The following is a 12,905-nucleotide window of genomic DNA, read 5'->3' on the forward strand; positions in this document are numbered from 1 at the left end:
TAGATGTACAGGTGCCAGATGTCAGCCAGTTCAGAATCGTCAGAAAAATTCAGTGTAACATCAAGATGGAACTGGAAGTTAATTTCAGTGGGATTGGTGTTGTTGACGATATTGATTCGCTTGGGATTTTGGCAGCTGGACCGGGCTGAAGAAAAAAACCAGTTAGTGTCCTCTATTGAGCATCGTCAATCTCTGCCGCCGCTGTCCCTGAATGAATTTCCGGATGCCGTGATCGAAGATTCGTTGTTTTATCGAAAAGTCAGAATGTCCGGCCAGTTTGATGCCGAACGGTATTGGTTGGTGGATAATAAAACCCATCAGGGGAAAGTGGGTTATGAGGTCGTTGCGCCTTTTTACACTTCCGGTGGCGCTATTGTCTTGGTAAATCGAGGCTGGATAGAGGCTCCTTCCCGGCGAGAGTTATTACCGGAGGTGGAATTTCCTGAATCCACAGTAGAAATTACTGGCCGTACGGTGCCCATCTCGGTAAACAAGATGGTTAGAAATATCAGCACTGAAGAGAGCAAAGGGCAATGGCCCGTTCGTATTCAGCAATTGACGACCGCCGTGGCTGAGCAGGCTCTGTTGGAAGCGCAAGTAGCCGCACCGGTGGAAGAACAGATCGCCACGGCAGTGGAAACTGAGATCGCCTCAGAATCGATTCTGGCTGGGGTGCTTCAGTTGTCGCCGAATGATCCCAATGCTTTGACTATGATTTGGCGTGATATCAACGTGAGTCCGGAAAAGCATCAGGGGTATGCCGTCCAGTGGTTTGCTATGGCGTTTGTATTGGTAATTGCTCTGGTAGTCGCGAACACCAATATTCGTCAAAGTCTGATAGACCGTCAGTCGGCACGTGTAAAACAATAACAAGAGTATCCAAGAGGAAGTATTTGATGAGTTCTGATGTCAGTCCCAATTTACAACAGAACCGTTCCAGAAAAAAAAGATTTTCTAAACGGCAGATTCGTTGGGTTAGCTGGTTTATTGTGGCGGCTTTTTTGCTGCCAATGATTGCAGCCTACGTGATGTATACCACCGGTATTGGCCTGCCCAAACAGACAGTCAATAAAGGCACTCTGCTGGAACCGGCTACCTCCATCCTGACTCTGGATATCTCAAGCACTGATGGAAATTCTATTGATCTCACCACGGAAAAAAAGTGGCGCTGGTTGATTGTGGGTAGCAATGATTGTCAGCAGGAGTGTCTGGATACTCTTTATACTTCCCGCCAGGTTCACATTCGTCTGGGAGAAAAAGCAACTCGTCTTGAGCGTCTCTACCTGAATACAGCATCCGAATACGACACTGAATTTTCAGAACAGTTAACAGTAGAACATCCTCGTCTGGTGATGGCCCATGTGGATGCAGAAGACTGGCAGAAAACACTCGAGACCACGAATGCCGCTGATCTTGATTTGAACGGAACGTCGGTGTATGTGGTAGATCAGGAAGGCTTTGCAATGATGACTTATGACTCGAGCAATCAGGGCACCGATCTTCTCAGTGATATCAAGCGCCTGCTGAAGTATTCCTACCAAGAGTGAGGAGTGATATGCCTTTCAGTCGTCAAACACGGTTAGCTCTATTCGCTTGGATTTTGGCTTTTGTGGTTGTGGCGCTGGGAGCCTTTACCCGATTGTCCGATGCCGGTCTGGGATGCCCTGATTGGCCGGGATGTTACGGTCACCTGACCTGGCCCACCTCCTCGGATGAAATTGCCTCGGCAGAAGCGGTCTTTCCGGATGCGCCTGTGGATCTGGATAAAACCTGGCCAGAGATGGTGCACCGCTATTTTGCCGGTACATTGGGATTGGTGATTTTGTTTTTAGCCGTGATGACATGGCGGCAAAGAAAAGATCACACGGACCAGACAGAGGCGAGAGTAGAGCAGAAAGATTCTGCATCTGAAAGAACTGAATCGGCAGCAGCGCCCTATAAATTATCCTTTGCTTTAGTGATATTAGTCACTGTGCAGGCGCTGTTTGGGATGTGGACGGTGACACTAAAACTGTGGCCACAGGTTGTGACGGCGCATCTTCTGGGTGGCTTTATGACGCTGTCGCTGCTGTGGCTGTTGTTTTTGAGATTGCGCCGGCGAGAAACAAAGAGCGAACCGGTGGTGTTAAGACCACAAATCTTAAAGCGTTTACGTCAGGTGTCTTTAGTGGTGTTGGCGCTGGTGGTGTTGCAGATTAGCTTGGGTGGCTGGACCAGTTCAAACTATGCGGCGCTGGCCTGCATTGATTTGCCCACCTGTCATGGTGAGTGGTGGCCCGAGACCAACTTTTCTCAAGGGTTTAATTTATCCAGTGAGCACGGCCCCAACTATCTGGGAGGATTGCTGGATAACGAAGCGCGCACAGCCATACATCTAACACATCGCATTGGGGCGGTGGTTGTGACCGTGGCGGTTCTGTTGATGTCTTTAATGCTATGGCGAACTGGCGTGAAGCTATTAAGATCTTTGGCGACAGTATCCGTTGTTGTCTTGGCGTTACAGGTGACTCTGGGTATCACCAATATCCTGGCGACCTTACCACTGTCTGTAGCCGTGGCGCATAACGGTGTAGGAGCGCTGTTGTTGCTGGTGATGGTGACCGTCTGTTATCAACTGTGGAGTGGTTGCCGGGCCGTAGTGAATACGACAGTCAATACAACAGCCAATACAGCAGCCAATACAGCAGCCAATAGAACAGACATTACTACAGCCAATGCGTCGACGAAGATGAATGATCCACACGCACAGGCAGCACCTCGGCCAGTGATGTCACGAGGGGCAGAAATATGAACAGAAATGCCATCAACAATAATGGGAGAACACTATGAGCAGCACCGCAACTGAAGTCCTCAAGGTCGCTACGCCAAAATCTTCCAGTTGGCGCGATTACCTGGAGTTATGTAAGCCCAGAGTAGTCGCGTTGATGATTCTGACTTCGGTGATTGGCATGCTGTTGGCGGTGCCGGGTATGGTGCCCTGGGATGTGATGATTCTTGGCAATCTGGGTATTGCTCTGTGCGCAGGCTCTGCCGCGACCGTCAATCATCTGGTGGATCGTCAGATCGATCAAAAAATGCGGCGCACGTTGAATCGTCCGATTGCCACCGGTCGTTTGGGGTTGGTTCCGGCGTCATTGTTTGCTCTGTCGACAGGCCTTGTGGGCATGGCGATTTTGATGATCTTTATCAATCCCTTAACCGCCTGGTTAACTCTGGCGTCACTGCTGGGCTACGCGGTGGTGTATACCCTGTTTTTAAAACGAGCCACCCCTCAGAATATTGTAATTGGTGGTATCGCTGGCGCTGCACCCCCTCTGCTGGGTTGGACCGCTGTCACCGGTGAGATCGGCGGCCATGGGTTGTTGCTGGTGCTGATTATTTTTGCCTGGACACCACCGCACTTTTGGGCGCTGGCCGTCTATCGCAAAGAGGAGTACGCCAAGGCGGATATTCCCATGCTGCCAGTCACTCACGGTGAGCATTACACCAAAATTCACATTGTGCTCTACACGTTTATTCTGTTTGCGGTCAGTCTGCTGCCTTACGCGACCGGCATGTTGAACTGGTTGTATCTACTGGGCGCGGTGGTTCTCGGAGGTGGCTTTTTGTATTGGGCGGTACGGTTGCTCTACAGCGATGACCGTCGACTGGGGATGGAAACATTTAAGTATTCCATCATTTATTTGATGGCGCTGTTTATTATCATGCTGTTGGATCATTATTTGTTGCCTCCTAACCCTTTGATGGGAATGCAATAACGCAGATTTACCAGTATTTAATAACAACAGCGGATTAGATTTTATGGTTGAGCATGTATCAACGACCGACGCCGGCGTAAGCAGTGCGGCCACCGATGAGCTAACCCTGGCCGAGAAGGGCTATAGAGCTAAACAGCGCCGCGGTATCTGGTTAACGGTCGCGGGTATTGTCGTATTTATCGCGACGGTGATGGGATTATTTCTGAACAAAATCACCACTCCACGGGTGCTGTCCCCGATAGAGCTGAGGGCCAATGGCACCTACGTTTTTGAGCAGGCAAGAATCTTTAAGGATTTTGAGCTGACCGATCAACGGGGACAACCATTCAGTCTGGCGCAACTGGAGGACAAATGGTCTCTGCTGTTTTTTGGTTTTACCCATTGTCCCGACGTGTGTCCGGCGACCTTGTCAGTGATGAAGACCGTAAAGTCTCAGCTTGAACCTGACATAGCCGCGAAAACGCAATTTGTTTTGGTGAGTGTCGATCCGGCGCGGGATACCGTTGAACAACTGGCGCAGTACATGCCGTATTTTGATCCGGAATTTATTGGCCTGACCGGTGACTTTCTGGAAATCAAACGGCTGGCAAACCAGTTGAACATTGCCTTTGTCAAAGTCACTCAGGTGGACGACTATACGGTCGACCACAGCGCGAACATTGCGATCGTAAATCCCTACGGACATTATCAGGGGTTTATCAAGCCGCCACTGGATGCGGCACGCATCAAGTTAACCTTACAGTCCATTGTGACGAGCTTTGATCACTAGATGTGATTGCGCGCTTTGAGGACTACGTTTATATCGCAGGCTTTTTGATCAGGCTCAGTGCAAAGCACACACTGGCGCAGAGAACCGCAGACGGACCTGCCGGCGTATCCCAATAAAAAGAAACCAGTAGCCCACCGGCAATGGCGAGCATGCCAATCAGGCTGGCGCCCACGGCCATCTGCTCCGGCGTTTTCACCAATCGGCGACTGGCCGCGGCCGGAATAATCAGCAGAGCGGTGATCAGCAGGACGCCGACAACTTTCATGGCCACGGCAATCACCAGCGCCATCATCAGCATCAAGGTTGTACGCACCCAGGCAACCCGAATTCCTTCAACCTGTGCCAATTCCTCGTGCACGGTGATGGCGATCAGTGGCCGCCAGAGCCAGATCATAAGCGGCAGAACGATGGCGGCGGTGATGGCGATACTGATCAAGTCACTGGTGGAGGTGGCCAGCAGATCGCCGAACAGAAAACCGTACAAATCAATCCAGCCATTGGCAAACACACTGACCACGACTAACCCCAGCGCCAACATGGAGTGGGACAGGATACCCAGCAAGGTGTCGGTGGCGATGGTGCGATTGTTTTGCAGCACGACCAATAACAGCGCCAGTAACAGGCAGAACACCGTCACTGCCAGGCTGACGTTCACCGATAAGATCAGCCCAAAGGCGACACCGGTGAGCGCGGAATGGGCCAGTGTATCGCCAAAGTAGGCCATGCGTCGCCAGACGGCAAACGAGCCCAGAGGTCCCGTCATCAGTGCCACACCGCAACCGGCGAGCAGGGCATACCAGATAAAATCAGGCATGATCGTGATCTCCGCAGTGGTGGTGGGTCGAATGGGACTGGTTGGAGTCTGTGGGTTCAACGTCGCCATGCATGTTGTGGTCGTGATCGTGGTGGTGAGTGTAGACCGCAATGCCGGAGTGGGCGGTTTGCCCGAACAGCTCCAGATAGGCAGGATCCTCAGTGACACTGGACGGGTGACCGTGACAGCAGACGTGTTGATTCAGGCAAATCACGGTATCCGTCGCCGCCATCACCAGATGCAGGTCGTGGGAGACCATCAGGACTCCGCAGCCGCGCTGGTCGCGGATGTCGGCAATTAATTGGTAGAGCTTCGATTGCCCCGCCACGTCGACACCTTGAACCGGTTCATCCAGGACCAGCAACGATGGGTTGCGCAGCAGGGCACGAGCCAGCAACACTCGCTGGGTTTCACCGCCGGACAAGGTGTGCATGGGGCTGTGCAGTAGGTGTTCAATGCCAGTAAGAGTCAGACTATCGAGAATCGCTTCGCGCTCGTGCCGGCGTTTGCCACCGCGGCGCAGGTGGTATCCCAGGGCCAGTTGCAAAAAGCGCTCTACCGTCAGCGGCAGACTGGGTTCTATGTGGAGCTTTTGCGGCATGTAGCCAATGCTCAGGTTCGGGGTGCGCACTAGCGAGCCTTCGGTCGGAGCTTGTAAGCCCAGAACGACTCTGACCAGAGAAGTTTTGCCGGCTCCGTTGGGGCCAATCAGTGTCACGATCTCTCCGGAGTGAAGGTCAATGGACACGCCGTCGAGAATTTTCCGCTCGCCGAATTGCAGGCTCAGATTGTTACCCTGAATCAGAGACTGCCCGGTTATGGTGTTACCCATGATGTGTGGCCTCGCAGCCTTCACAGCTGCCCACCAGCTCGATGGATTGCGACTTGATACTGAAACCAAAATCGCCAGCGGTTTCATTGATCTTTTCTTGCAGCGCGCTGGCGGAAAACTCAATCGCCACACCACAGTGTTCACAAATCAAAAAGTTATTGGCGTGGTGGTGGCTGGGATGAGTGCAGCCGACATAGGCATTGAGGGTATTGATCCGGTGGATGAGCCCCTGATCCAGCAAGAATTCCAGCGCGCGGTAAACGGTGGGTGGTGCTACCCGGCGGGTGGATTCGGCGGCCAGCATATCCATCAGTGGGTAAGCCCCCAATGGTTTGTGGCTTTGCCAAACCAGTCGCAACACCTGTTCCCGCAGTTTGGTCAGGCGCGCCCCGTTGCGGGCACAGACTTCCTGTGCTGTCGTCATGGCCGAGGCAATGCAACGTGTGTGGTCGTGCTGCTGAGAGGCGATGGACGTAGGCAGTGTTTGATCGGTTGCGGAAGTTTTCGAAGTTGTCATACGCACGAGACTGTCATAAGGAAGCAGATGTTTTGAGAGTTTGTGTTATTATATAACAATTTCCTTCTGAGTTGATTGTCTTTTGAAACCTTCTTGTTTAAACATTCTGAATCGGTTGCCAAAAACCGTCATGCGAGCTGTCTTGTCCCTGTTTGTCTTGGCCTCGACCCCCGTAATCGCTGAGCCTTTACAGGTTATGGCATCGATTAAGCCGCTGACCATGATGGTGGAAGCGGTGGCCGGTGAGCATGTTCAGGTCAGTACTCTGGTGAAGCCGGGTCAGACGCCTCACGATTTTGCTTTTAAAGTCTCTGATAGGCAGAAGTTGTCGCAAGCCGATTTGCTGGTGTGGGTCGGATCGGATTTAGAGCCCTACCTGAGCACTTTGGCACAAGGTCGGCAAGCGATGTCTATGGCACAGGTATTAGAGGAGCCTTTGTCTGAATCTCATCACGATCACTCGGCTGAGAGTGATCATGGCCATCAGCATGCCGATCAGCACTTTTGGTTGAATCCCGAATACGGTGTGGCCATGATCCTTGCCATCGCGGAACGACTGGCTGTTATCGATCCCGCTCATGAAAAGGAGTATCAGCGCAATGCGAAACAGGTGGTTGAGCAGCTGGCCTCTTTCGCAGCCGTCAAAGAAGCAAATCCAGTTGGGCCCCCTCGTCAGTACGCGGTGGTGCACGGGGCCTACCATTATTTTCTCGCTTACTTTGCCTATCCCGAGCCTTTGGTACTAACACCGGTACCCGAAATCAGTCCTGGTGCCCGACAGTTGTGGCGCGTCAGTCAGCAACTGCAGCCAGGCGATTGCCTGCTGGTGGAATCTGCCAGCCCCACAAAATGGGTGTCGACCTTCTCTGAGCGAAACAAACTGAATCTGCAAGCCGTCGATATTATGGGGCACGATCTGAGTGTAAGCACTTACTATGAGCTACTGAAAGGCGTGAAAAGCGTGTTTGATGTGTGCACGTCAAAGGTGAATGCAGAGAGATAGCACGTGCTGAGAGATAAGCTGTTGAGAGAGAAGATTAACTAAAGAAGAGAAAAAAGAACCCTGCACTGGTAATAAGGGAGGAGAGAGACCCAGTGCAGGGAAGAGCGATGAATAAACTGTTTAACAGAACTTAAATCGAGAGCTTAAATAGCAAAGCGACTATCTATAGCCAAGTTACTATCTATAGCAAAACTACTATCTAGAGCTGCTGTCTAAATCGATTGGCGCCAGTGGGAGAGATCACAGAGCGCCATAACGTTACCGTTCAAGTCTTGCTTGTGTCGCGCTTTACTTCTGTAAAGCGGCGGAAGCTTCGAGCATCGAGTTGAAGCGTTGCTCCATTTGGGCTGCCAGCTTTTCGTTGGCCTCGTCCAGGGTGTCTTCCATCTTCTGAGCGTTCTGCTCAGCAGTCATAATTTCTTGTGTTGCCCAGCTTGAGCTAGCGCCAGTTTCTGCAACGAGTACTGCGACGTTGGAGTAGCTGGAACCAACCTTTGCCGCCAAAGCGCCTTGTGAGCACAGTGTCAGAGCAATCAGAAAACCAAGTTTTTTCATAATCAGGTCCTCCTTGAGGTGGTTGATTCCGATAAACAGGGCTTGGAACCTGTTCACCAGTTGATTTGTTACTGTATGTTACACATGGTAACGCACGGGAAAGTGTTACGCCAGTGTTTTTTTGATTAAAAAGTATAAAAAATCACCTCCTATGTGTGGTTGTTACACAAAAATAGGGCGGTAACACCATATATAGTGGTAGGTAACGCATGAGTAACACTATGTGGGCTGGTGTCCGAACAGGTAAAAAGTGTTACCGGCGATATTTTTTTGAGAAAAATCTTGAAATACGGAACTTCTTTGTCGTAAGGATGAAAAATGTGCCGTGTGCAGCACAGGGTTTGTTATTGATCGCAGGCTGTTAGAATGCCGTCTGGTCTCAGGGCGCATGCCTGTTGAGTATTACTCATTGCAATGGAATCCCGCATGTCTAACGCACCTCTCATCCTGGTGGATGGCTCTTCTTATCTCTACCGTGCCTTTCACGCTCTGCCACCTCTTACCAATTCCAAGGGGCAACCCACCGGAGCGGTAAAAGGGGTCATCAATATGATCCGCAGGATCGACAAGGATTACCCGGGCTCTGTGGTTGCGGTGGTGTTTGATGCCAAGGGGAAAACCTTTCGCGATGAAATCTTTGCGGAGTACAAAGCCCACCGTCCACCCATGCCGGACGATCTGCGCAGTCAGATAGACCCTATCCACAACATTATTCGCGCCATGGGCATTCCGATTCTGATGATCGACAACGTCGAAGCGGACGATGTCATTGGCACTCTGGCTCGTCAGGCGACAGAGCAGGGTGTGGATGTGGTGGTCTCCACCGGCGATAAGGACATGGCGCAGCTGGTCAGTGACCATGTGACTCTGGTGAATACCATGACCGATACCGTCATGGATCGTGAGGGTGTGAAAGAGAAATTCGGGATTCCCGCCGAGTTGATCATCGACTTCCTTGCGCTGATGGGGGACAAGGTGGATAACATCCCTGGGGTGCCTGGAGTGGGCGAGAAAACCGCACTGGCGCTGTTGCAGAACATGGGCGGCCTGGATGCCATCTATGGTGATCTGGAAGCCATTCGTGAATTGGGTTTCCGCGGCGCCAAGAAAATGCCTGAAAAATTGTTGGAACACAAAGACTCGGCGTACCTCTCTTACGAGTTGGCGACCATCAAACTGGATGTGGCTCTGGACTGTGGCCCGAAAGATCTCGCCATGAGTCCGCCGGACAATCAGGCGTTGTTAGCTCTGTTTCAGGATATGGAATTTAAAACCTGGATCAAGGAGCTGAGCGAGCCGGTGGAGCCCGCCGGAGACGCTTCCGGTAATACCGATGCAGGAGCCGCGGCGACGCCGGACATTACCGAAACCGAATACGAGACCCTGCTAACCGAAGAGAGCTTTCTGCGTTGGCTGGAAGCGCTCAAACAGGCGGAGGTGTTTGCCTTTGATACCGAAACCACCAGCCTCGACTATATGCAGGCGCGGGTGGTCGGGGTGTCGTTTGCCGTAGAAGCCGGCAAGGCCGCCTATGTGCCCTTTGGCCACGATTATCTGGACGCGCCTGAGCAGTTGTCGGAAGACTGGGTCTGGGAGCATCTTAAGCCGCTGCTGGAAGATCCCGATCATAAAAAAGTCGGTCAGAATCTCAAATACGACATGAGTGTGCTGGCTAATCAGGGCATTCAACTGCGCGGTATCGCCTTTGACACCATGCTGGAATCCTACGTGCTCGATTCCACTGCCAGCCGTCACGATATGGACACGCTGGCAGAGCGCCATCTGGATGTGAAAACCGTCCATTTTGAAGACATTGCCGGCAAAGGCGCCAAGCAGCTCACCTTTAATCAGATCCCGCTGGAGCAGGCCGGGCCTTACGCCGCGGAAGATGCGGACATCACCCTGCGTCTGCACCAGACACTCTGGCCTCAGTTGGAAGCCGAAAAGAGCCTGTTGGGGGTGTTTAACGAGATTGAGCGCCCGCTGCTGTCGATACTGTCAAGAATCGAGCGCAACGGCGCCCTGATCGATACCCAGCTACTGGGACAGCAGAGCGTGGAAATCACCGAGCGTCTGGATGCTTTGCAGAAGCAGGCTTTTGATCTGGCGGGTGAAGAATTCAATCTGGGGTCCACTCAGCAACTGGGGCGTATCCTGTTTGAGAAACTGGAGCTGCCGGTCATTAAGAAAACCCCCAAGGGCGCGCCGTCCACCGCCGAAGAAGTGCTGCAGGAACTGGCGCTGGATTATCCATTGCCCAAGCTACTGATTGAGTATCGCGGCCTGGCCAAGCTCAAGTCCACCTACACCGACAAGCTGCCAAAAATGGTCAATCCGGCGACCGGAAGGGTTCATACCTCTTATCATCAGGCGGTGACTGCTACAGGGCGTCTGTCGTCCAGTGATCCCAATTTGCAGAACATCCCGATCCGCAACGAAGAGGGACGTCGCATTCGCAAGGCCTTTATTGCACCTAAGGGCTATAAACTGGTGGCGGCGGATTACTCCCAGATTGAACTGCGCATTATGGCGCACCTGTCCGGCGATGAAGGCCTACAGCGGGCCTTTGCCGAAGGGCTGGATGTGCACAGGGCTACGGCCGCGGAAGTCTTCGGGGTGGATCTGGATCGGGTTACCGACGAACAGCGTCGCAGCGCCAAGGCCATCAATTTTGGCCTGATTTATGGCATGTCGGCCTTCGGTCTGGCGAAACAGCTGCACGTGGGACGTCACGAGGCGCAGCAGTACATCGATCTGTACTTTGAGCGTTACCCTGGCGTTCAGCGCTATATGGATCAGACGCGCGTGGAAGCCGCCGAGAAAGGCTATGTGGAAACCTTGAAAGGTCGCCGTTTGTATCTGCCGGAAATTAATTCCCGCAACGGCATGCGCCGGCAAGCCGCTGAGCGCACCGCCATTAACGCGCCCATGCAGGGAACCGCCGCCGACATCATCAAACTGGCAATGCTGGAAGTGGACGCCTGGCTGGCGGATGCATCCGTGGATGCGCGGATGATAATGCAGGTGCACGATGAACTGGTTCTGGAAGTGTCAGAAAATCAATTAGACGCCGTTTGCGAGGGGCTTAAGACTCGTATGGAGTCGGCTATGAGGATAGATGTTCCTCTGTTGGTGGAAGTGGGTGTAGGCGACAATTGGGAAGTGGCGCATTGATCATTGAGTTTACGAACACATTGCATCATTCAGACAAATATTTTGTGCATATCGGGAACTAAAATCGTCAGGGCCAGTCTCAGTAATCAAGATATTTCATGGTGTCTTGCTCTCCTTACTTAAGACTGGCCGCTTGGCCAGCAGCTTGAAACTTTAAAAGCGCCCCGACAGTGTTCGGGGCATTTTTTTGTCTGCTATTTTTGGCGTCATTTTATTAACCACCCATACATAAACGTCTGCGCATTAAACGCCCGAAGCCAAAAGCTTTGTAGAATTTAGCGACAAAATGAAAATTTTCATCTTTTATTGGGAACTTAAGAGTGAGATTCCAGTCTCAGTAAACAAGATATTTCATGGTGTCTTGCTCTCCTCAACTTAAGACTGGTCACTTGGCCAGCAGCTTTAAACTTTAAAAGCGCCTCGACAATGTTCGGGGCATTTTTTTGTCTAAAGAATTTACTTTGCTGATAGTTAAGTGTTGAACTCAGCGACAGTTCTAATTGGAAAGCGAATAGTTTGACCGTTGTGACGCTTGGTTACACGCAATCGTGAGGCTTTCGTCACACGTTACTTTTCTTTACCTTTTCCCTCGGAACAATCTCCCAAACCGGTGCTCAAAGTGTACAGGATGGCAGCGCACGCACCTTGGCGCTGTAATCGGGTCGGCGACTTCCCCCAAGAGCGTCGACTGTTTTAACCCGGCAGTTACCCCAAGGCTGTCGGGTTTTTTTATGCCTGAATTTTTTGTCGTGAATTCCCCGTGATCGATTGGCAGGCATAAAAAAGCCGGATCTGAAACCAGATCCGGCAAAAACACCAATGGATATCGAGAGTAATACGTTATCGCCCGAGCGATTAGAACCTCATAGTACCAGTCAGACCCCAAGTCATTGGAGCTTCCATAAAGGCACTGAAGGAACCAGTTTGCAGCGGGGTATCAAAGCCGATGTTGATGACTTCTTCGTCGGTCAGGTTTTTGCCCCACAACTCAATGCTCCAGGACTCATCCATAGCCGTCAGAGCAACGTTGGCATTCCAGATCCAGTAGTCATCGTTCTCGGTGTACTTATCGTTGTCCTGACCCGTGGTGTAGTCAGAGCGGTAACGATAGCTGGTACCCAGTCGCAGCATCAGGTCGTTATTGATCTCGTGCAGATAAGTCACGCTACCCGCATAGGTGACATCAGAAACAAAGTTCGGTGTTTCGCCCGTCAAATCTTGCGGTGGAACACGCCCTTCTGCCCGAGCTTGTAAGCCAGCGGCTTCCTGCTGCGCAATAGTAGTGGAGCCGTTTTTGAACTCGGCGTATTCAATGTCCTGCAACACTAAGCCACCGGCGATAATCCAGTTCTCGTTCGGTGTCCAGTTGTAGTCGATCTCAAGGCCCTTACCTTCAATCTCACCGGCGTTTTGCAAGGTAAAGCCAGCACCATCAAAGGAGTTAACCTGGAAGTCATCCACTGTCTGGTAGAACAGAGTGGTG

12 protein-coding genes are annotated in these 12,905 nt (G+C 51.9%); 7 read left to right on the plus strand and 5 right to left on the minus strand.

Going from position 1 to position 12,905, the window contains the following annotated elements; all coding sequences use genetic code 11:
* Positions 1-18: 18 nt before the first annotated feature.
* Genes ACTG33_RS06030 through ACTG33_RS06050 form a run of 5 tightly spaced genes read left to right on the plus strand, consistent with a single transcriptional unit; the run spans position 19 to position 4,527 of the window.
* Positions 19-870 carry an SURF1 family protein gene (locus ACTG33_RS06030; RefSeq protein WP_439134296.1) on the plus strand — a complete coding sequence of 284 codons (852 nt, stop codon included), beginning with the start codon at positions 19-21 and terminating at the stop codon, positions 868-870.
* Positions 871-896: 26 nt separating this feature from the next.
* Complete coding sequence (locus ACTG33_RS06035; RefSeq protein ID WP_439134297.1) at positions 897-1,547, plus strand: hypothetical protein; 651 nt, start codon at positions 897-899, stop codon at positions 1,545-1,547.
* 8 nt (positions 1,548-1,555) lie between these two features.
* Complete coding sequence (locus tag ACTG33_RS06040; RefSeq protein ID WP_439134298.1) at positions 1,556-2,791, plus strand: COX15/CtaA family protein; 1,236 nt, start codon at positions 1,556-1,558, stop codon at positions 2,789-2,791.
* Positions 2,792-2,825: 34 nt separating this feature from the next.
* Complete coding sequence (cyoE, locus tag ACTG33_RS06045) at positions 2,826-3,758, plus strand: heme o synthase (protein WP_439134299.1); 933 nt, start codon at positions 2,826-2,828, stop codon at positions 3,756-3,758.
* A gap of 43 nt (positions 3,759-3,801) precedes the next feature.
* Positions 3,802-4,527 carry an SCO family protein gene (locus ACTG33_RS06050; RefSeq protein ID WP_439134300.1) on the plus strand — a complete coding sequence of 242 codons (726 nt, stop codon included), beginning with the start codon at positions 3,802-3,804 and terminating at the stop codon, positions 4,525-4,527.
* A 28-nt stretch (positions 4,528-4,555) separates the two neighbouring features.
* On the opposite strand, the gene znuB is transcribed toward ACTG33_RS06050, so the two are convergent.
* Genes znuB through ACTG33_RS06065 form a run of 3 tightly spaced genes read right to left on the minus strand, consistent with a single transcriptional unit; the run spans position 4,556 to position 6,690 of the window.
* The gene (gene znuB / locus ACTG33_RS06055) at positions 4,556-5,341 is read right to left on the minus strand and encodes a zinc ABC transporter permease subunit ZnuB (protein ID WP_439134301.1); all 786 of its coding nucleotides are present in this window, start codon (positions 5,339-5,341) and stop codon (positions 4,556-4,558) included.
* Positions 5,334-6,173, minus strand: coding sequence for a zinc ABC transporter ATP-binding protein ZnuC (gene znuC / locus ACTG33_RS06060; RefSeq protein ID WP_439134302.1), 840 nt, complete (start codon positions 6,171-6,173; stop codon positions 5,334-5,336). Before znuC ends, znuB begins: the two co-directional genes overlap by 8 nt.
* Positions 6,166-6,690, minus strand: a complete 525-nt coding sequence (locus tag ACTG33_RS06065; protein WP_439134303.1) for a Fur family transcriptional regulator — start codon at positions 6,688-6,690, stop codon at positions 6,166-6,168. Before ACTG33_RS06065 ends, znuC begins: the two co-directional genes overlap by 8 nt.
* A 196-nt stretch (positions 6,691-6,886) precedes the next feature.
* Here ACTG33_RS06065 and ACTG33_RS06070 point away from each other — a divergent pair, with 196 nt between their 5' ends.
* A complete protein-coding gene (locus tag ACTG33_RS06070; protein ID WP_439134304.1) occupies positions 6,887-7,693 on the plus strand; it encodes a metal ABC transporter solute-binding protein, Zn/Mn family in 807 nt (268 codons plus the stop codon).
* Positions 7,694-7,981: 288 nt separating this feature from the next.
* On the opposite strand, the gene ACTG33_RS06075 is transcribed toward ACTG33_RS06070, so the two are convergent.
* On the minus strand, positions 7,982-8,248 hold the full coding sequence (locus ACTG33_RS06075; protein ID WP_439134305.1) for a hypothetical protein: 267 nt from the start codon (positions 8,246-8,248) through the stop codon (positions 7,982-7,984).
* 426 nt (positions 8,249-8,674) lie between these two features.
* On the opposite strand from ACTG33_RS06075, the gene polA reads away from it, so the two are divergent.
* Positions 8,675-11,422 carry a DNA polymerase I gene (polA, locus tag ACTG33_RS06080; RefSeq protein ID WP_439134306.1) on the plus strand — a complete coding sequence of 916 codons (2,748 nt, stop codon included), beginning with the start codon at positions 8,675-8,677 and terminating at the stop codon, positions 11,420-11,422.
* A gap of 855 nt (positions 11,423-12,277) precedes the next feature.
* Here polA and ACTG33_RS06085 read toward each other — a convergent pair.
* Positions 12,278-12,905, minus strand: a 628-nt coding sequence (locus ACTG33_RS06085) for a TonB-dependent receptor domain-containing protein (protein WP_439134307.1), incomplete at its 5' end; no start/stop codon positions are given.

It is taken from the genome of Pseudomaricurvus sp., from assembly GCF_965662505.1.
Taxonomy (GTDB): Bacteria; Pseudomonadota; Gammaproteobacteria; order Pseudomonadales; family Cellvibrionaceae; genus Pseudomaricurvus.